This window comes from Romboutsia hominis (assembly GCF_900002575.1).
Classification (GTDB): Bacteria; Bacillota; Clostridia; order Peptostreptococcales; family Peptostreptococcaceae; genus Romboutsia_C; species Romboutsia_C hominis.
Genome location: NZ_LN650648.1, coordinates 1,802,486 through 1,822,189 on the forward strand (window position 1 = coordinate 1,802,486; position 19,704 = coordinate 1,822,189).

At 25.8% G+C, this 19,704-nt stretch carries 19 protein-coding genes and 2 riboswitches; of the genes, 5 read left to right on the forward strand and 14 right to left on the reverse strand.

What is annotated here, in order from left to right:
• Positions 1-43: 43 nt before the first annotated feature.
• Positions 44-142: riboswitch (SAM riboswitch) on the reverse strand.
• 180 nt (positions 143-322) lie between these two features.
• Together FRIFI_RS08715 and FRIFI_RS08720 are read right to left on the reverse strand one after the other, a co-directional pair.
• Positions 323-658 (reverse strand): hypothetical protein, encoded by a 336-nt coding sequence (locus FRIFI_RS08715; protein ID WP_092925194.1) that lies wholly within the window; start codon positions 656-658, stop codon positions 323-325.
• A gap of 20 nt (positions 659-678) precedes the next feature.
• Positions 679-1,047, reverse strand: a complete 369-nt coding sequence (locus FRIFI_RS08720; protein ID WP_240275736.1) for a YtxH domain-containing protein — start codon at positions 1,045-1,047, stop codon at positions 679-681.
• Between the two features lie 221 nt (positions 1,048-1,268).
• Here FRIFI_RS08720 and FRIFI_RS08725 point away from each other — a divergent pair, with 221 nt between their 5' ends.
• On the forward strand, positions 1,269-1,817 hold the full coding sequence (locus FRIFI_RS08725) for a DUF2238 domain-containing protein (RefSeq protein ID WP_166505634.1): 549 nt from the start codon (positions 1,269-1,271) through the stop codon (positions 1,815-1,817).
• 170 nt (positions 1,818-1,987) lie between these two features.
• Here the strand turns inward: FRIFI_RS08725 and FRIFI_RS08730 are convergent, their stop codons facing one another.
• The 5 genes from FRIFI_RS08730 to nrdE form a co-directional block, all read right to left on the reverse strand.
• Positions 1,988-2,524: a deoxycytidylate deaminase gene (locus FRIFI_RS08730; protein WP_092925188.1), complete on the reverse strand. Its 537-nt coding sequence runs from the start codon at positions 2,522-2,524 to the stop codon at positions 1,988-1,990.
• Positions 2,525-2,896: 372 nt separating this feature from the next.
• Complete coding sequence (locus tag FRIFI_RS08735) at positions 2,897-3,268, reverse strand: hypothetical protein (protein WP_092925186.1); 372 nt, start codon at positions 3,266-3,268, stop codon at positions 2,897-2,899.
• A 161-nt stretch (positions 3,269-3,429) separates the two neighbouring features.
• The gene (locus tag FRIFI_RS08740) at positions 3,430-3,654 is read right to left on the reverse strand and encodes an alpha/beta-type small acid-soluble spore protein (protein WP_092925184.1); all 225 of its coding nucleotides are present in this window, start codon (positions 3,652-3,654) and stop codon (positions 3,430-3,432) included.
• A 148-nt stretch (positions 3,655-3,802) separates the two neighbouring features.
• The gene (gene nrdF, locus FRIFI_RS08745; RefSeq protein WP_166505635.1) at positions 3,803-4,774 is read right to left on the reverse strand and encodes a class 1b ribonucleoside-diphosphate reductase subunit beta; all 972 of its coding nucleotides are present in this window, start codon (positions 4,772-4,774) and stop codon (positions 3,803-3,805) included.
• Positions 4,775-4,785: 11 nt separating this feature from the next.
• A complete protein-coding gene (gene nrdE / locus FRIFI_RS08750) occupies positions 4,786-6,885 on the reverse strand; it encodes a class 1b ribonucleoside-diphosphate reductase subunit alpha (protein ID WP_166505636.1) in 2,100 nt (699 codons plus the stop codon).
• Between the two features lie 377 nt (positions 6,886-7,262).
• Positions 7,263-7,365: riboswitch (TPP riboswitch) on the forward strand.
• Between the two features lie 110 nt (positions 7,366-7,475).
• Between nrdE and thiC the strand changes: the two genes are divergently transcribed.
• Both thiC and FRIFI_RS08760 read left to right on the forward strand, forming a co-directional pair.
• Positions 7,476-8,789 carry a phosphomethylpyrimidine synthase ThiC gene (thiC, locus tag FRIFI_RS08755; protein ID WP_092925177.1) on the forward strand — a complete coding sequence of 438 codons (1,314 nt, stop codon included), beginning with the start codon at positions 7,476-7,478 and terminating at the stop codon, positions 8,787-8,789.
• A gap of 138 nt (positions 8,790-8,927) precedes the next feature.
• Positions 8,928-9,884 carry a calcium/sodium antiporter gene (locus FRIFI_RS08760; RefSeq protein WP_092925175.1) on the forward strand — a complete coding sequence of 319 codons (957 nt, stop codon included), beginning with the start codon at positions 8,928-8,930 and terminating at the stop codon, positions 9,882-9,884.
• Between the two features lie 36 nt (positions 9,885-9,920).
• Here FRIFI_RS08760 and FRIFI_RS08765 read toward each other — a convergent pair whose 3' ends face one another.
• Entirely contained in the window at positions 9,921-11,090 is a 1,170-nt protein-coding gene (locus FRIFI_RS08765) for an MFS transporter (RefSeq protein ID WP_166505637.1), read from the reverse strand.
• A gap of 216 nt (positions 11,091-11,306) precedes the next feature.
• On the opposite strand from FRIFI_RS08765, the gene FRIFI_RS08770 reads away from it, so the two are divergent.
• The gene (locus tag FRIFI_RS08770; protein WP_092925171.1) at positions 11,307-11,507 is read left to right on the forward strand and encodes a cold-shock protein; all 201 of its coding nucleotides are present in this window, start codon (positions 11,307-11,309) and stop codon (positions 11,505-11,507) included.
• A 175-nt stretch (positions 11,508-11,682) separates the two neighbouring features.
• Here FRIFI_RS08770 and FRIFI_RS08775 read toward each other — a convergent pair whose 3' ends face one another.
• From FRIFI_RS08775 to FRIFI_RS08790, 4 genes are all read right to left on the reverse strand, one after another.
• On the reverse strand, positions 11,683-13,041 hold the full coding sequence (locus tag FRIFI_RS08775) for an MATE family efflux transporter (RefSeq protein WP_240276257.1): 1,359 nt from the start codon (positions 13,039-13,041) through the stop codon (positions 11,683-11,685).
• 181 nt (positions 13,042-13,222) lie between these two features.
• Entirely contained in the window at positions 13,223-15,295 is a 2,073-nt protein-coding gene (locus FRIFI_RS08780; protein WP_166505639.1) for a DEAD/DEAH box helicase, read from the reverse strand.
• A 111-nt stretch (positions 15,296-15,406) separates the two neighbouring features.
• The gene (locus FRIFI_RS08785; RefSeq protein ID WP_166505640.1) at positions 15,407-16,192 is read right to left on the reverse strand and encodes a PIG-L family deacetylase; all 786 of its coding nucleotides are present in this window, start codon (positions 16,190-16,192) and stop codon (positions 15,407-15,409) included.
• A gap of 282 nt (positions 16,193-16,474) precedes the next feature.
• Positions 16,475-16,735 (reverse strand): hypothetical protein, encoded by a 261-nt coding sequence (locus tag FRIFI_RS08790; protein ID WP_092925163.1) that lies wholly within the window; start codon positions 16,733-16,735, stop codon positions 16,475-16,477.
• A gap of 193 nt (positions 16,736-16,928) precedes the next feature.
• On the opposite strand from FRIFI_RS08790, the gene FRIFI_RS08795 reads away from it, so the two are divergent.
• On the forward strand, positions 16,929-17,795 hold the full coding sequence (locus FRIFI_RS08795; protein WP_166505641.1) for an aldose 1-epimerase family protein: 867 nt from the start codon (positions 16,929-16,931) through the stop codon (positions 17,793-17,795).
• 26 nt (positions 17,796-17,821) lie between these two features.
• Here FRIFI_RS08795 and FRIFI_RS08800 read toward each other — a convergent pair whose 3' ends face one another.
• Together FRIFI_RS08800 and FRIFI_RS08805 are read right to left on the reverse strand one after the other, a co-directional pair.
• The gene (locus FRIFI_RS08800) at positions 17,822-18,184 is read right to left on the reverse strand and encodes a hypothetical protein (RefSeq protein ID WP_092925159.1); all 363 of its coding nucleotides are present in this window, start codon (positions 18,182-18,184) and stop codon (positions 17,822-17,824) included.
• A 111-nt stretch (positions 18,185-18,295) separates the two neighbouring features.
• Entirely contained in the window at positions 18,296-19,666 is a 1,371-nt protein-coding gene (locus tag FRIFI_RS08805; RefSeq protein WP_166505642.1) for a GTP pyrophosphokinase, read from the reverse strand.
• Positions 19,667-19,704 lie beyond the last annotated feature (38 nt).

Genomic DNA, 19,704 nt, shown 5'->3' on the forward strand with positions numbered 1-19,704 from the left:
AAAAAAACCTGAGATAACTCAGGCTTTGACAGCAAAAATTATACTCTCATCTTTCAGCTTATGCTGCAGGATTTAGCACCCGTATAATAATACTGGTTGCTGGGCTTCGTCGGGCCAGTCCCTCCGCCACTCTTGATAAGAATTATTTAATTATTTATATAATAGTTAATTTTCACAATTTTGTCAATATTATTTTTTAATTATTCTAATAAATCTACTTATAAATTATATATATTAATTTTTTATACATCTTAATTTATTATGATATATTAGCAAATAAAAAAGTCATAATTAAATTATGATTTAATTATGACTTTTATGACTATTTATTAATAAATACAGATTTTAATATATTTAATATTTCAGTAAATATCTCAACATTAGATTTTACATTTTCTTTAGCCACTACTATATCTGCTGTTACATCTGTTGCAACTTCCGCAACGTCTTTTACATTTTCACTAATATCGCTGATATTATCAACTAAATTAGGTAATTTACCTACTACTGTATGTATGTCATCAGAATTTGTTGATACCACTGTATTGATATTTTTAATAAATTCATTAATATTTTTTAAAGTTATTATTAAAAATATTAATGCACCTATACCTAATAATGCTAGTATTATATATATTACATTTAAATCTATGTACATAATGTTATTCTCCATAGCAATTATTCTTTATCCTTAGCTTCTTGTGGAGCTTGTAATAATTCTACAACATTAGTATCTACTACGTCTTCATTTTCTTTCTTTTTACTATCTAAATACTCTTTTATTCTTCTCTTAGATTCATTTACATTTGTAGTTAATTTTTCTTTTGTTTTGGCAGCCTTTTCACTTACATTTGTGTTTATATCTTTAGCTGTATTTTTTATATCTTCTCTAGTTTCTTTTCCTGACTTAGGAGCTAATAAAACCCCACCTAGTATTCCTGTTATAGCACCTGTTGCAACACCTAGTGTAGCTATTTTTATCTTTTTATTTCTTTCTTTTGCTTTTTTAGCTTTTTTCTTTTGTTCTATTTTTTTTGCTAAACTCATGCTCATCACTCCTATTGTTAATTTGTATTATACCATTTTTTACTATTTTTCTAATATTTCTAATACATATATACCCAAATTAGTAAGTTTTAAAACAAAATAATTTATTTTTCTATTTATTTTTTTATATTTCAGCTAAATTAAATTATATAAATTAAACTTACATTTTATTTATACGTATGCACATAATAATATAATAATTATGGAAGGTAGGAATTGCTATGAAACATAAAGATATTAAGAAATTTAGTATATTACTTTACATTATTTATATTTTATCTATAATATTTTTTCTATTTAACAAAGAATTTGGAAAAAGCGTAATTAGCTTAATTTCGCTTATAATTACTTTTGTGCTTACTAAAGCTTATTTAAAAAACTTAGCTATACTTGACTGCCCATTGTACATAATTGGAAACATTTTTATATTATCTTCTTTTTTACTAGGTTCATGTTATAGACTTTACGATATAATCCCATTTTATGATGATTTTCTTCATTTTTGGTCTGGATTTATATCTGTTAAAATTGGATTTAATATACTAAAAAATATTAGTAGTAAAAATAATAAACTTTTAATATGTATGATTCTTTTCTTCTTTGCAATGGGCATATCAGCAATTTGTGAAATATGTGAATATTTACTAGATGTCTTATTTAAGATGAATACGCAATCTGGCGGTTTAAAAGATACCATGATGGATTTAATAGATGCTTCATGTGGTGCTTTTTTTATGATTGTATATTACTATAGAAAGTATTTAAGGTAAAATATTATATTAAACTCAACACTATTAAATATAAACAAAGCTACTTAACATATGTTAAGTAGCTTTGTTTATATTTAATATATCTTTTTACAGTAATCATTGTTGAATATAAATAAACAATGAATTATTATATATTTTTCTATAAAAGCTAAATTGTTTAGCCTAGCCTTTTAATAGCTCCTTGGCTTACTTAAGAATTCTTGAACACGTTTCTTCTCTTTCTCACGTTTAGCTTCTTGTTCTTCTTGCTCTTGTTTTAATGCATCTTCATATTTAATGTATTCTATTCCAGCTTCTTCAAATAGCTGCTGGCCTAAGCCTGTAGGATACTCTCCTTTAAATATTACTTTTTTTATTCCTGCTTGAATAATAGATATTGAGCAAAATACACAAGGTTGAGTAGTAGCATACAATGTAGCTCCTTCACAGCTTATTCCATGTTTAGCACATTGTATTATAGCATTTGCTTCAGCATGCCCAGCTCGACATAGTTCTAAGCCTTGTCCTGAAGGTATACCTCTTTTTTTTCTCTCGCAATAGCCAATATCTGAACAATGAATAGTTCCAGCAGGACTTCCATTATAACCTGTAGCTATAATTTGCTTTCCTTTTATAATTACAGCTCCTACTTGTCTTGAAACACACGTACTTCTAACTTTACTATCTTCGGCTATATCCATCGCCCACTCTGTAAATAATTTTCTCATATGATATGCTCCTTCTGTTCATTTATTATTTATAAATATCTTTATATGTCAAAATCCCTATAACCTTAGTTAAATCTAATCATTATACCCGCATCTATAATCTTATTTTTTATTTTCTTAAAATCATCTTAACTCACACGTCATTATTTTTTCAAGAGTTATTATAAATTTGTAATATTTAACTACTTATTTAACATAAATGTATATAATATATTTTTTTAGTAATAATATTACTATCCCTTTAATCATGCTCCTTAGTCATTAATTTTATATAGCTTTATTTTTCAGTTTATTATTAAAAAAAGACAGAAATAAATTCTGTCTTTTTTTAATAATAGCCCTTAAGCATCTACTTAAAGGCATAATATATATTTATATAACATAAAGTTTTGAAATTATCTTATCATATTTACCTCTAGCCAAGCAAATACCACCTGCATACTTTATATATTCTTCTTCACTAAGTTTTCCTTCTTCAACTTCACTAAATCTATCAATAATATTAGAATTATCTAAAAAATCTTCTACACTTTCTAATATACAAATTAAATTTATCTTAAACCCATCTGAATTTAACTTTCTTTCTTGTTTTTCTTCTTTTAAATACACTACTTCATGTTCTTTGTCTAACGTAACCTTTACGAAATCTGAAAGCCTCTTTTCTGTTGGTAATAATACTGAATATTTTTCCATATCTAAAAATATTTCATACAATTCTTTTAGTCTTGCTAACTCTGAACTCATCCTTAATCTCCTTTATATAGCCTACCTATTAATCGTGGTTATACTTTGTACTTTCATTATAATTTCATCTACTTAATTCGTCAACTTTTTACACTAAAATGGTTTTAATTACTAAAAAAAGCATTGAGTTGTTTACTGACTTTCAACTCAATGCCTGTTAATTATTTATTTTTTTTATTATATTCTCTTAGTAGCTGTTCTTCACCCATTTCTACTAATCTTCTACTCATCACACCACCTAAGTTTCCACCTATATGTCCATTTTTATATGATGTATCATTAGATCCATCTATATGACTATTTGATATTCCTAGTTCATTTGCTATTTCTAGTTTCATTTGATTTAGAGCTTGTTTAGCATTACTTATTGCTGGTTTTTTAGACATTTTAATACCTCCTTAAACTTTCTTATATATTTTTATCAAATTTAAATGATATTATTATGTATTTTTGATTTATAAGATTATTAAAATGCTTTTACCTAATATAAAACATTAAACTAAAAAATCACTTGGTTTTATCCAAGTGATTTTTTTATATTAAGAAATCTTCATCTTTTAATTCTTCATATACACCTTTTTGATATCCATTACCTTTAGTCGAGAAAAAGTCGTGATTTTTGGTTTCTGTACTTAGCCCATTTAGTACTATTGGGTTTATTTCACTTACTTTATAGTATTCATTAAACCCTAAATTCTCTAATGCCCTATTAGCATTGTATTTTAAGAAATTTATAACTTCACTTTCAAGACCGCTATCTTTGTATATAGTGTTTGTATAGTTTATTTCATTTTCCATTAAATCTTCAAGTATTTTGTACATTCTATCTTTTAATTCTTCTTTTTTAGCTTCTTCAAACTTTTCATATATTTCTTGAGAAAGAAGTCCTATATACTTTCCATGTAGTGATTCATCTCTAAGTATAAGAGATATTATTTCTCCACTTGCAACCATTTTACCTTGGCCTGCTAGATATAGTGGATAGAAAAAACCTGAGTAGAATAAAAAGCTTTCTAAGAATACACTTGTTACCATAGATAAATATAAACTTTCTTCATCTTTTGTATTTTTATATTGGGCTAGTACTAAGTCCGCCTTTTTCTGAAGTGTTTCTTCACTTTCTATCCATTTAAATAATTCTTCAATTTCATCATTAGAAAGCAGTGTCATAAATATAGATGAGTAACTTTTAGCATGTATTTCTTCCATAGTTCCCATAAATGATAATACTGCTTTTCTTTGAAGGTTATCTGTAAGGCTCATCATAGATGGTACCCCATCATTTCCTTGCTTAGTGTCTAGTAATGTAAGTCCACCTAATACTTTTTTATATAATTCTTTTTCTTTTTCATTTAATTCATTAAATACTTTTAAATCTTTTGAAACTGATATTTCCTCTGGTAACCAAAATTGTTTTACATTTTGTTCCCAAAAGGCTTGAGTAAATCCATCATCTTCTTTATTCCAGTTTACTGCTTTGTGTATTTTTTCTAATTTAAATGTCATAGTACTCCCCCTTATACTGAACACATAAGACACTCATTGTTGTCTCTAGTCATTTTAGTTCTTGTGTAGTAAAGACTTTTTAGTCCTTTTTTGTAAGCATATATATATAATCTAGCTATATCTCTAGTTGTTTTATCATCTGTTACAAATAATGTTGTTGATATACCTTGGTCAACATGATTTTGGACTGTTGAAACTATATCTATAACTTTTCTCATATCCATTCTATATGCAGATTGGTAATAAAGCATGTTTTCATTAGTTAAAAATGGCATAGGATATATAGTTGTAGAATCACCATATGTTCTAACTTCAACCGGCTCTGTAATTGGCATTATACTTGATGTTGCATTTTGAACATAACTAATACTTTGAGTTGGTGCTATTGCTGTTAAGTATGCATTATATAATCCATGTACTTTTACTTCATCTAATAAAGCTTCCCATTCTTTAGTTGTAGGTATATGTATACCTTCAAACAATTTTTTTACTTTATCTGTCTTAGGTAAGTATGAATTTTTATAATATTTTTTTAATACATTACTATCTTTTCCTTTTGCATATTCTGATTTTTCAAACCCAACAAATGTTTTATTTCTCTCTTTAGCTATATTCATAGATGACTTTATAGCAAAATGTCTAACTATTGCAAAAAATACATTACAAAAGTCTATTGCTTCTTCTGATGTATAAAGTATATTTTCTCTTACTAAGTATCCATGTAAATTCATAGCTCCAAGACCTACTGCATGTGACGAATCATTTCCATTTTTTATTGTTGGCACTTCATTTATACTAGTGTTATCAGAAACAAAAGTTAATGCTCTTATTGCAGTATCAATCGTATTTTCTATATCTTTATTATCCATTACATTAGCAATGTTTAAAGAACCTAAATTGCAACTTATATCTTGTCCCCATATATTTTCTCCAGCATATCCTTTTATATTTGATGGTGTTTGGTATTGAAATATTTCACAACATAAATTAGACATTTTGATTTTACCAACGTCTTTTAGTATATGTTCTCTATTTGCAGTATCTAAAAATACAACATATGGGTATCCACTTTCTTGTTGCATCTGTGCTATCTTTGTTAGCATTTTTCTAGGATTTATTTCTTTTTTTCGTATATCTTCATCATTTTTTAAAATATCATACCATTTTTCCATATCCATCTCATCAAGATTTATATTATATTTTTTATAAACAGAATGAGGATAAAATGCATAAGCCACCTCATTTTTCTCTGCCAATTCCATAAATTTATCTGGTATTAATGCCCCTAAAGATAATGATGCTAATCTTATTTTTTCATCTGCATTTATCTTTTTGGTATCCATAAGTAATTCAAAATCTGGATGAAATACACTTAAATATACAGCCCCGGCACCTTGTCTTGCACCCATTTGGTTAAAGTAGGTAAATGACTGTTCTAGCATTTTGGCAACTCCTACCACACCGCCTGCTGCTCCTTCTATGTCTTTAATAGGGTCTCCTGAAGCTCTTAACCTTGATAGATTAAGTGCTACCCCACCACCTATTTTAGACAAATGATTTGCTGATGAAATTGCATATGATATACCTTCTGTACTATCTTCTATAGATATCAAAAAGCACGATACCATTTCTCCTGCTCTAGCTCTACCTGCATTTAAAAATGTAGGTGTTGCTGGTTGAAATTCTTGTTTTACTAGTTTCTCTGCTAATTTTCTTACTAAATTTTTATCACCATTTCCAAGTGCTAAAGATACTATGAGAACTTTATCATTATAGCTTTCTAATATTTCTTTATTGTCATTAGTCTTAAGTGCATAGTTTTGATAAAACTTATTTGCACTCATATATGAATTAAATTTAAATCCATAATTTTTTATGATTCTTTCTATTTCTTTTATAAAATTTATATCATATCTTTCTATTACTTCTTTAGAATAGTAATTATTATCTATTAAATATGATAGCCTTTCTTCAAGACTATTAAATACCTTTGTTCTAGGTTTTATATATTCATTTATATAACTGTATAATGCTTCTTTATCTTTTTCTAATTGATATTTTCCTTCTTTATTTTTTATTATGACTTGATTATTTAGTTCTATCCAGTTCATTTTTCCCACCTTTTATTTAATGTTTTACTAATCATTATCTACCACTTATAGATATAATATTTAAACCAAATACTATATATTGTATATACACCAATAAAAGTATTCTTAATCTATTATTATATTTTATTTTTTTTATTCTTTTTAATATATAGTTTTTTCAACACATAAGGCATTGATAATTTTTTATAATTGCTTTTTTTATTTACAAATAATATTCATTATGATATTCTTAAGTTAAGTGGGAACTTATATTTTATATAAGTATTACGCTAGCCCAAATAAAGGCACTTATCTTTTGATAGGTGCCTTTCCGTTTTTATAAGTACAAAAAATTTCTTTACAATACATAAATAAAGAACTACAATGTTTTTGAAAAGATATCTAACTAGGGGTGCCTTTTAGGCTGAGAAATGATAAATTCATTAACCCTTCGAACCTGATGTAGTTTATACTACCGTAGGAAAGTTACTTTTGTGTTTATTAATAGCTATAAAACAAATATAGTCTATTTATTAATACATATTTTGAGAAGCTTTGCCTTATGGTAAGGCTTTTTTTATTTATTAAAATATAATAAGGGGGATTTTAATATGATGTATACTACTCAAATGGATGCTGCTAAAAAGGGGATAATTACTAAAGAAATGGAAATAGTAGCAAAAAAAGAAAATATGGATGTTAATATTTTGAGAGAGCTAATATCTAAAGGTAAAGTAGCAATACCTGCTAATAAAAATCATAAATCTTTAAATCCTGAAGGTGTAGGCGAAAATCTAAGAACCAAAATAAATGTAAATTTAGGTATATCAAAAGATTGTTGTGATATTGATGAAGAGATGAAAAAGGTTAATTTGGCATTAGATATGAAAGCCGAAGCTATAATGGATTTAAGTTCTTTTGGTAAAACCAAAGAATTTAGAAAAAAACTTATATCATCTTCTAATGCTATGATAGGAACTGTTCCTATATACGATGCTGTTGGTTTTTACGATAAAGAATTAAAAGATATAACTGCTAAAGAATTTTTAGATGTAGTAAGAAATCATGCAAATGATGGTGTAGACTTCGTTACTGTACATGCTGGTATAAACAAAGAAACTGCATCTGTTTTTAAAAGAAACAAAAGACTTACTAATATAGTATCTAGAGGCGGTTCTTTAATGTATGCTTGGATGGAGCTTAACCAACGTGAGAACCCTTTTTATGAATACTTTGATGAATTACTTGATATATGCGAAGAATATGACTTAACATTAAGCCTTGGAGATGCTCTAAGACCTGGGTCTATAAATGACTCTTCAGATGCTTGTCAAATAAAAGAATTAATGATATTAGGTGAACTTACTCTAAGAGCGTGGAAACGAAATGTTCAAGTAATAATAGAAGGTCCTGGACATATGTCATTAGATGAAATTGAGTCTAATATGTTACTTGAAAAGAAACTTTGTCATGGTGCACCATTTTATGTGCTAGGTCCTATAGTTACAGATATAGCCCCTGGATATGATCATATAACAAGTGCTATTGGAGGTGCCTTAGCTGCTAGTTATGGAGCTGACTTTTTATGTTATGTAACCCCAGCAGAACATTTAAGACTACCTAACTTAGATGATGTTAAAGAAGGTATTATAGCTACTAAAATAGCTGCTCATGCTGCAGATATCGCAAAGAAAATTCCTAAATCTAGAGATATAGATAATCAAATGAGTAAAGCTAGACAAGAACTTGATTGGGAAAAAATGTTTGAACTTGCTATTGACCCACAAAAAGCTAGAAGATATAGAAAAGAGTCAACTCCTAAACATGATGATAGCTGTACAATGTGCGGTAAGATGTGTTCTATGAGAAATATGAATAAAATAATGAGTGGTAAAGACTTAAATTTATTAAGAGCAGATAATTAGTTACATACTTAATTTAATATTATAAATATCTATTATATTCTTTGCATAACTAAGTTTCATCATATTTTAATGATTTACAAAAGAATACATAAAGTGGTATACTGTCCTTTATAAATATATATTTTTGGAGGAATATTAATGGCATTTATAATATTAATATTAGGTTTTATTTTCCTTATAAAGGGTGCTGACATATTTGTCGATGGTGCTGCTTCAATTGCTAGAAAATTTAATGTTCCAGCTATGGTTATAGGTCTTACTATAGTAGCTATGGGTACATCTGCACCTGAAGCCGCAGTAAGTATTACATCTTCATTAGCAGGACAAAATGATATGAGTGTTGCTAACATCGTAGGCTCTAACTTTTTTAACATACTTGTAGTGTTAGGTGTATCTGCAATAATTGCAAAGTTACCAGTTCAAAAAGATACTATAAAAAAAGATACTCCATTTTTAATAGGTATAAGCTTTATGTTGTTACTATTTTCACTTGATTTACATATAAATAGATTTGAAGGTATTTTTTTCTTATTAGTATTTGCCTACTTCTTAATAAATACTGTAAAAAGTGCTAAAAACTCTAATAATGAAGAAGACTTATCTGGTGGTGAAAGTGCTATAGCTATAGAAGCTGAAGTAAGTGAAGATGTTCCTATGTTTAAAACAATTATATTAAGTTTAATTGGTATAGCAGGAATTATTGTTGGTGGAGATATGGTTGTTGATTCTGCCACGACTATTGCAACATCATTTGGTATGAGTGCAAACTTAGTTGGACTTACAATAGTTGCAGTTGGTACTTCACTTCCTGAATTTGTTACTTCTATTATGGCTATAAAAAAGGGTGAAACTGAAATAGCTATAGGTAATGTAATAGGCTCAAACGTATTTAATATACTTTTAGTTTTAGGTTTAGCTACAACTATAAGTCCGATATCTATAAGTACATTTGCTCTTATAGATATAATATTTATGACATTTATAACAGTTTTACTTTATATCTTTATGAAAAAAGATAATTGTCTTGTAAAAAAACAAGGTTTTATATTAATAGCTTTATATATAGTATATATGATATATACTATAGTTAGGTAATCTAAAAAAGGAAGAACATAATTATGTTCTTCCTTTTTATTCGCTTATTATATTTGTATTATTTATATTCTTATATTCTAATTTATTTATTGCAAATATAATTCCAAAACTTATGATAGAAATTATTATTGAGCATATAAATATGGCTTTCATTCCATATAAGTCTATTATATTTCCATATATAAGTTTTATAACTGATGACCCAATTCCTATACAAAAAGTGTATATAGTCATGGCTGTAGTGTATAATTTTTTTTCTACTACGTTTCCTATAAAGTCAAAAACAGTTATAGTCATTATAGCTATTGCTACACCATGAGAAGCTGATGCTAATATAAATAATGCTATATTATTTGTAAATGTATATATTATCCATCTAATAAAAAGTGCAATTGCACTTACAGTAATCATTTTTGTATTTCCATATTTTTTTAAAAGATCTTTGGTCTTAACCATAAAATAAAGTTCTGGAGCTACCATAAACACAGTCAACATTCCTACAAGTTCCTTGCCTGCTCCTAAGTTTAATAAATGTATACCTTGGTAGGCGCTTACCCCATCACTTAAGGCAACAATACTTATACTTGCTAAAAGTATTAACACATATTGTTTATTAGTAAATAATTTTTTTATATCTACTTTTAAATTTAACTTTTCTTTAGACTCCATTTCTTTAGGTGTATTTAAATATGGAGTTATAAATAAACATAGTAGCATACTAAACATAAACATGTAGAAAAATGCCAAATCATTTCCTGTTAAATTCATTATATGACCACAAATAAAAGCAGATAGTGCATATCCTATAGAACCTAATACCCTTACTTTTCCATAATTTTTGTTTTGTTCTTTACAATATGAAGTTGTTATAGTATCTGCAAGTGGCAATAATGAATTTCTAAACATTTCAAAAAATATCGCTACTATAAATATCGGTATAAAAGACGTTGTTTTTGAATATAAATATCCCAGTAAAAATGCTACTAATACATTTATCCATAATATAAGCTTTTGTTTTTTTATAATATCACTTATAATCCCCCATATAGGTACAAGTGCTATACCAATTATAGATGGTATTGATACTATAATCCCTATTTGCGATGGACTAAAGTTTAATGTTTTTTCTAAGTATACAGGTAAATAAGTCATAAATGACCCCAATCCTATAAACATACATAAGTATTTTATATAAAATTTAGACATAATATTCCTCCTCTTATAAGAATATACCATAATATTGTTAGTTTTTGTACAATCATTTTTTTTATATTTTTTAGAAAATTTAGGTATATTTATTAGTATTTAAGGTAATTATTTAAATAAATAAAAAAAGTGTGTACATTTGCTTAAATAAGTGTTACACTTAAATTACAGTAAATCAAGAAATAATCTTGATGTAGGTTTATAGGAGAATTGAAAATGATTCAAGGAATAGTAAAATGGTTCAATAGTGAAAAAGGATTTGGATTTATATCTGTAGAAGGTGGAGATGATGTATTCGCTCATTTCTCAGCTATACAAGTTGATGGATTCAAAACTTTAGAAGAAGGTCAAAAAGTAAGCTTTAATATAGTTGAAGGTGCTAGAGGTCCTCAAGCTGAAAACATAACTATATTATAATCATATAGATACGTTTTAAAGACTCAAATTTATTTGAGTCTTTTTTATTTATTAATTTTAATAATCATAAATTTTCTGAATATAGCAACAATTAAAAATGTCTATGTTATTTTTTACATAGACATTTTTAGAAATACAAAAGTATTTATAGATACAATGTTTTATAGTATATAATTTACATATCTTTTTTATCTCGAGTTACATCATTTATCCAATTGCCACTTTTAACTCTTATAAATCCAACTATACCTTTTAATATTTCATCACTTTTTAATAGAAAAAATACAATAGGTATTGGTAAATTAAATATAAATGCACCTATAAATCCAAGTGGTATAGATAATCCCCACATAAATATCATTTCATATTTAAATACATACTTATTATCTCCTCCTCCTCTTAAAACACCCATCATAAGATTTGAAGATAAAGACCTAAACAATGCTACTATAGCTGTTGCTGTCATTATTTCTTTTGATATTAATTTCGTTTCTTGTGATATATTATAAAATCCTAATATCACATCTTTACATAAATAAATCATTAAAGCTGATATAACTCCAACTATTATGCTTAGTATGATTATAGTGTTTGCATATTCTTTTACTTTTTCATAGTTTCCTTTACCTATAGCATTACCTATTATAACTGATGAAGCACTAGATAATCCTTGTATAAATAAAGTTGCAAATTGATTTACTACATTATTTATGCTATTTGCTGCAACTACACTAGTCCCCATCCTACCAACTATTATAGATATCATAGACGATCCTACTGACCAACATAGTTCATTAAAAAATATGGGATATGTTACTTTTACATAATCATTAAATATTATTTTATCTATTTTCAAAATATAATTTAACCTATATTTTATTTTACTTTCTTTAAAAATTATATATGCAAATATTATAAAAAATTCTATTATCCTAGATATAACAGTTGCAATAGCTGCTCCTTTAATTCCTAATGGACTTATCCCAAACCTTCCAAATATTAATATATAATTTAAAAATATATTTATAAATAAAGATATACTATGTATGATCATAGGTATTTTAACAGTTTTAATGGACCTAAGTACACCGACAGTAGAAACTGTTAATGAATAGAATACATAACTTATACTAACTATCCTTATATACTTCTCCCCCATTGATATAACTGATATATCATCTGTAAATAGCTTCATAAATGCACCTGGCATAACCATAGCCACTAATACAAATAATATTGATAGTGCTATACTTAGCCAGTATGTAATAGTAATTACCTTGTGTATTGATTTTATATCTTTTTTCCCATAGTATTGAGAGCACATAACGTTAGAGCCTCCAGAAATCCCAAACATTAATATCATCAATATAAAAAAAAGATGATTAGCTATAGCTGCTGATGATAACTCTACTTCGCCTAGTCTACCTAACATAACAGTGTCTGCCATATTAACAGATACTGTTATTAAATTTTGTATAGCTATTGGTATTGATATATCTATTATACTTTTATAAAACGATTTATCTTTTGTCATATACACTTATATTCATTCCTTTCACAAGTACATATATATCTTTTGTATTATTTAAAAGTTAATACATGTACTTATTTACTATTTATGTATATAAAAAAGACTAAGATTTAATCCTAGCCTTTTTATGATTAATCACATCTATATGTAGTTTTTCGTATTTTTGATTTTATATTCTAATTTTTTAGTCAAACATTATATCTATTATATCATCTACTGACATTTTACTAAGAAAATTTCCACTATCTGTATTACTATCTATAAGCTCTTTTACTAATTCTTTTTTCATTTCTTGTAATCTTATAATTTTTTCTTCTACTGTATCTTTAGATATTAGTTTTATAACATTAACAACATTTTTTTGCCCTATTCTATGAGCTCTATCACTTGCTTGATTCTCTACTGCAGGATTAAACCATGGGTCAAAGTGTATAACTATAGATGCACTAGTTAAATTTAAACCTGTACCTCCTGCTTTTAACGATATTAAAAACACATTATCATTATTTTTATTGAAATCTTTAACTAAATTAACTCTATCTTTTGGGTTAGTTTTTCCATCTAAATAGCTATAGCTTATATTTTCATAGTCTAATCTATCTTTTATTTTCTCTAATACTTTTGTAAACTGTGAAAATACTAATATTTTTTTGTCTTTATTTTCTTTTAACAATTTTACAAGCACCTCTAATTTAGAGTTTTTTATCTCATAGTTTTTAACCATTAATTCAGGGGCTATCGCTAACTGTCTAAGCTTAGTTAAATAAGATAATACAGACATATTATCATTTATTTGAATTTTATTTTTAGCTAAACTAAGTAAACCTAAGTATGCCTTTTTATGTTCTTTGTTAAGCTCTACATAATACTTTTGCTCAATTTTTTCTGGTAATTCATTTATAACTTCTTTTTTTGTTCTTCTTAATAAAAATGGTTTTATAAGCTTTTTTAAATCGTCTATATTACCTTTGTCTAAAAATATTTTTTTAAACTTTGATTTATCATATAAATATCCTGGCATTACAAAGTCAAATATAGACCATAACTCTATTAAGTTATTTTCTATTGGAGTTCCAGTTAGCGCAAACTTAACTTTTGCATTAATTTTTTTTACAGACTTAGCTATTATAGAATCTGGATTTTTTATATTCTGGGCTTCATCTATTATACAGTAATCAAATTTTATATTTTTATATTTTTCTGTATCGTTTTTGTAGGTTGTATAAGTTGTAAGTATTACATCATAATTATCTATATGATTTATAACATCCTCTCTTTTAGACTTATAAGCTAGACCTATTTTTAGATTAGGAGAAAATCTTTTAAATTCTTCAAGCCAATTATAAATAAGTGATGTTGGTGTTAATACAATAGCTTTTTTATTTTCATTAGATTGTAAAAAAGCTATTGTTTGTATTGTTTTACCTAACCCCATCTCATCTGCTAAAATTCCTCCAAACTCATATCTAGACAAAGTTTTTAAAAATTCATATCCTTTAATCTGATACTCTCTAAGTTTTGCATTTATATTAGGCTGATCAATTTTTAAATTTTCTACTTTTTTAAAGTTCTCGACTATATTGTCTATATGATGACTTCCTTTTATAATAGAACTATCATTATCTTCTATATATTTTTTTAGATATAGTGATTTATTATTGTCTATTTTCATAGAAGTAAGATTTTCATACATCCCCAAAGTATCTATTAGTTCTAATGATTCTTTTAAATTCTTCTCACTTAAATCCAAGTAATTTCCACTTTTAAATCTATATAATTTATTGTTTTCTTTATATGCATTATATATATTTTTATATTCACCTTCACTTATTCCATCTATTTCTAGTCTTGCATTCATATAACCATCTTTTGATGATAATATATTAAATGTTATATTTGGATTTAACTTTGTGCCTTCTTTACTTTCATATTCTTTATCATTATTTAAATCTTCTATACCCTTTAGTACTATCGCTACTATGTGAGAGCATAAATTATTAGATTTTATACTTTGTGACTCTGAAAAACAATCACAACTTACATTTGATATTTCTCTAGTTTTAGTATTTATACTTATCATTGATGTATAATCTCTTCTTCTTTGTTCATCTAACACAGTTCCATAAAATATACATTTACTGCCATTTTGTTTAGCATAATTATTTAAAATTACTCCATTTTTGTATATGTAATGTCCAGAATTGTATTTACTTCTATCTGTATATGTTTTTAATATTTCTTCTATATTTATATTCATTTTATCCACCTTGTTTAATTTTTTGTAAATCTAATTTATCACTATAAAAAATTAAAAGCTACCCTTTTTGTAAAAAATAAGTGTAGGACGTGTCCTACACTTATTTTTTACTTAATATATACTTAAAATTGATGTTAAACTAGGATCATTTAATAAATAATCAAAGTAACTATGGGCTGAAGTATATCCAATTCCATACTTTTCATTTTTATTATCTACATTTTTATATTCTTCTAAAGCACTCTTTACTGTATTATAGTCCTTCATATTATTAACTTTGTATATATCTCTTTTATCGTTAGGTATATTTGATACATAGTTAGGCTTCATAAAATATCTTGCATCATCTACTTTATGTTCATCACTAAGCTTTTTTAATACTTGACCATTTTTTCTGTGCATTATATGATCATCATATTTATAGTGATGTGCTATATGTGTAACGCTTCCTAACTTTTTTTCAAAGTTTAGTATAGTCTTTTCCATTAGATCATAATGAGTTCCTGGTTTTTTAGCTTCATCTGCTAGTATTATTACATTATCTTTTTTTACTCCTAGTTTATTTAGACATGCTTTAAACTCATTGTTTCTTAGTCTTTCTTTTTCTTTTCTATCTATACCCTTAAATTTTGGGTTATTTTTAAACACATTAACTCCCGACCCATCTGATACTAAAGTTACATATACATTGTCCGTTCCACATTCTTTAATAGCATCTACTATAGCAGTTCCTCCCCATAAAACCTCATCATCTTGATGTTGTGGGTAAAATACCACATGATCTTTAAATCTTTTAATATTGCCATTATTATACTGAGAGTATGCTGTATGTACACCAAATATTACTAACACAACTATTATTATCCCCATTATTTTTTTATCTTTTTTGTCTTTCATTTTCACACCACCTACTATTTTTATTTATATGTCGAAAATAGTCGTCTTTAAGCTTATTTTATATTAGCATACTTTACATCTAAATTATATGAAATTTAATATATTGAAATTTTTTTGTTACCGTTTTGAAATTTTTTTGTTACTTTTTAAATGTTTTTTATATAAATTAAGCTTTATACCCTTAATAATTTTAATAATTGAAAAGAAATAGGGGATAATTAGCCATATCACTATTTATCCCCTATTTCTTTTACTCTATTTAATAAAAACTTACATTTTTTATTACTCTGCATCAAAATCTATATGAAACTTTCCTTCTGGTGAATTTATATCTAAATAAGATAAATTAAAATTTTCATCCATTACGTCTATTTTATATTCAAATAAAACATCATCTTCTTTCTTAGACATAAATATGTAGCTACCATTATCTTTATCTTCTATTTCATCACATATTTCTTCATATATTTCTTCACCACTTACACTTCTTTGGTATCCAGAATTTTTTATTTTCTCTTCTATTAATCTGTATATTTCTTCCATGTTAAACTTCCTTTCTAGTTAAACTACTATATATTATATACTTACATAGTATTTGTTAATTCATAATTATATCATTTAAATATACAGCATAACAATATTTATAAAGTTATTTTCTCTAATATAAGTTTATTTAACATTTACATATATTGCGAAATTATATTATATATAATATGCTTATCTAAGAGGTGATAATATGAATATATTAGAAAATGATAAACTTATAATAGAATCTAAAAATAGTGGTGCTGAACTAACTAGAATATACTCTAAAGATCTAAAAAAGGAAATACTATGGAATGGAGATAGCACTCATTGGTCAAGACACTCTCCTATATTATTTCCTATAGTCGGTAGATTAAAAGACAACAAAACTTATATAGAAGATAAGTTCTATAATATGAGTCAACATGGATTTGCTAGAGATATGGATTTTGAAATTATTTATAATGATAATACCTCAATAACTTATAGATTAATATCTAGTGATGAAACTAAAAAACTATATCCTTATTCTTTTGAACTTTTAATAAAATATACTATTATTAATAATAGCATAAATACTAATTGGATTGTTTTAAACAAAGATACAAAAGATATGTATTTTTCAATAGGAGCACACCCGGCATTTAATATATATGATGATTTGTGCAATTACTACCTAGAGTTTAAATCTAGAGATATAGTAAAAAGAATAAGCTTAGAGGGTCCTTATTTTAATAGTGTAAAAGAAGTTTATAATTTAAACAATTTAAGATTAGAACCTAAGATTTTTGAAAAGGATGCATTAATATATACTAATATAGATAGTATTAACTTAAAATCTAATAAATCTAAAGATTACATAAACATTAATTTTAAAGATTTTCCACTAGTTGGAATATGGACTCCTTACTACAAAGATACAAACTCTACTGCTCCATTTGTATGTATTGAACCATGGTTTGGACTAGCTGACAGTGTAAATTCGGATAAAATATATACTAACAAAGCTTATATAAATAAACTTAAACCTTTAGAGTCATTTAATAGTTTATATACTATAACTATAGAAAAAGAGTAAGGATTAACTTACTCTTTTTCTATATGTTAATTATCTTTATTAATTAATTTTTTATATGGTTTTTGTATAATTATATCTACAACTTCGCCTATTGCTATGTAAATTAATATTTTTGGTTCTGTAAAAGTTATATAAATAAATATACCTATTATAATGACTATTAATCCTATAATTTTTATTAAAATCTTTTTATTGTCTTCATCATAGTCTAAATCGTCTAAGCATCTGTCAAAATCTTCTTTAGCTCCTAAGCTATAAAGTCTTTCACATACAAAAGCTACCCAAAATAGTGGCATATTTACATCATAAAACAATTTATATGCAACTAGAGCTAATATAGAAAATAATAAAGATGAAATAACTACATTATCCTTACTCTTAGCTTTCACTTAAATCATCCTTTCCATATATAAAATATCATACAATATTACTTTTTTCTACATAATTTCTAATTTATATTATAAAAATAAAGAGCTGCCTTATAAAGCAACTCTTTATTTTTATCCAATTATAGCATCTTTAATTTTTCTATTTATGTTATCCATATACTTATCTCGTTTTATTTTGTATTCATTATAAGAGTCTATATTTCTACATATGCTATTTATTTCATTTCTAACTACATTATTTATACTATCTAAACTTTGTTCATATAATATCTCTATAGAATCTATTTGTATTAATGTACTTGCTACCTCCATATATATATCATGTAATATATATTTACTATCTGATTTAAAATTAAGCTCTAGTTTACCTTGATGTTTTATAGGGACTATTTTTTCTTTTATAAATAATATAAAGTTTTCGAAATCCTTTTTATTATTAAGAGGCTCTACTTCAAATAGTATCCTAAAGAATAAGTTCCATATAAATTCACAGTTTAGCTTGCTCATTATAAAGCTACCTAGTTTTTCACAAAATTCATCTTCAAATTCAGGGCTTTTACCAAATTTTATTTTCGAGTTAAAGTCTATATCTTTCTTAGCTATCTCATTTAGCCTCATAAGACCTTGTATTGTTGTATCTTCACTTATATCTAAGCCATCTTTATTCTTATTAAATGAATAGTTTATAATAGTTTCACAAGGCTTTTTAAAATCTACTATAAATCCTATATCTTTTTCCATTTTTTCAGCAAAAGTATCATATGCAATTTTAGCTAAAAACTTTTCCATAGACTTTTGCTTTAATGTTTTATCTTTTGAAGTGTTTTCATTAAAAGATTTATAAACAGATAAAAGCTGGTTGTCTATCATTGCTAGATTATTTTTTATTGATGCCATAACATCACTTAAAAATTTATCTACCATTACATAAGTATTATTTTTATATATAACTTGATGTTCTATATCACTCCAAAATATATTTACCATGGATTTTATCTGTATTTCAAAATTTATTTTGTTTTTTCCATATGTAAATAAACCATTTATTCTATATATTTCAAATCCATTTTTTTGTTTTCGTGGCTGCTCTTTATCTAGCCTTATCTTAACCTTGTCATTACTTTTATTATAAAAATATATATTATCATCTGTAGTATCAAAATAAGACTTTAATACTTTATATATTAATTTCTCTTCTTCTATAAATCTACACTCTAGTCTTACACCTATTAAGTCTGATAGATTATGTATAAGCTCTTGTGGTGTCTCATATCTTTTTAAATATCTATTTCTTATTATTTTTTCTCTTAAACTATATTCTGTTTTTACTCTTGAATTAACATTTAAATATTCTTGGTCACTAGATTCAAGTATATTTTCAAAATAGTTCTCTAGTTCTTTTGATAGCATATTTAATGTAGGTGTTAAGGAGTTTAATAAATCAATTGACTCGTCTATAAATTCAAATTCTTTAAGGCTCATAATATTCTCCTATTTCTTTTTAGTACTTAAATTTTACA

What these genes read in the sequence shown, in the direction of transcription:
- FRIFI_RS08790 (WP_092925163.1), bottom strand. Translation starts at nt 16,735, where the DNA reads ATGGAAGAAATATACAGATTAATAGAAGAGAAAATAAAAAATTCTGGA.
- FRIFI_RS08780 (WP_166505639.1), bottom strand. Translation starts at nt 15,295, where the DNA reads ATGAATATAAATATAGAAGAAATATTAAAAACATATACAGATAGAAGT.
- FRIFI_RS08730 (WP_092925188.1), bottom strand. Translation starts at nt 2,524, where the DNA reads ATGAGAAAATTATTTACAGAGTGGGCGATGGATATAGCCGAAGATAGT.
- FRIFI_RS08715 (WP_092925194.1), bottom strand. Translation starts at nt 658, where the DNA reads ATGTACATAGATTTAAATGTAATATATATAATACTAGCATTATTAGGT.
- FRIFI_RS08795 (WP_166505641.1), top strand. Translation starts at nt 16,929, where the DNA reads ATGAATATATTAGAAAATGATAAACTTATAATAGAATCTAAAAATAGT.
- FRIFI_RS08775 (WP_240276257.1), bottom strand. Translation starts at nt 13,041, where the DNA reads ATGACAAAAGATAAATCGTTTTATAAAAGTATAATAGATATATCAATA.
- FRIFI_RS08725 (WP_166505634.1), top strand. Translation starts at nt 1,269, where the DNA reads ATGAAACATAAAGATATTAAGAAATTTAGTATATTACTTTACATTATT.
- FRIFI_RS08740 (WP_092925184.1), bottom strand. Translation starts at nt 3,654, where the DNA reads ATGTCTAAAAAACCAGCAATAAGTAATGCTAAACAAGCTCTAAATCAA.
- FRIFI_RS08735 (WP_092925186.1), bottom strand. Translation starts at nt 3,268, where the DNA reads ATGAGTTCAGAGTTAGCAAGACTAAAAGAATTGTATGAAATATTTTTA.
- FRIFI_RS08720 (WP_240275736.1), bottom strand. Translation starts at nt 1,047, where the DNA reads ATGAGTTTAGCAAAAAAAATAGAACAAAAGAAAAAAGCTAAAAAAGCA.
- nrdE (WP_166505636.1), bottom strand. Translation starts at nt 6,885, where the DNA reads ATGAACTGGATAGAACTAAATAATCAAGTCATAATAAAAAATAAAGAA.
- FRIFI_RS08765 (WP_166505637.1), bottom strand. Translation starts at nt 11,090, where the DNA reads ATGTCTAAATTTTATATAAAATACTTATGTATGTTTATAGGATTGGGG.
- nrdF (WP_166505635.1), bottom strand. Translation starts at nt 4,774, where the DNA reads ATGACATTTAAATTAGAAAAAATACACAAAGCAGTAAACTGGAATAAA.
- FRIFI_RS08805 (WP_166505642.1), bottom strand. Translation starts at nt 19,666, where the DNA reads ATGAGCCTTAAAGAATTTGAATTTATAGACGAGTCAATTGATTTATTA.
- FRIFI_RS08770 (WP_092925171.1), top strand. Translation starts at nt 11,307, where the DNA reads ATGATTCAAGGAATAGTAAAATGGTTCAATAGTGAAAAAGGATTTGGA.
- FRIFI_RS08785 (WP_166505640.1), bottom strand. Translation starts at nt 16,192, where the DNA reads ATGAAAGACAAAAAAGATAAAAAAATAATGGGGATAATAATAGTTGTG.
- thiC (WP_092925177.1), top strand. Translation starts at nt 7,476, where the DNA reads ATGATGTATACTACTCAAATGGATGCTGCTAAAAAGGGGATAATTACT.
- FRIFI_RS08760 (WP_092925175.1), top strand. Translation starts at nt 8,928, where the DNA reads ATGGCATTTATAATATTAATATTAGGTTTTATTTTCCTTATAAAGGGT.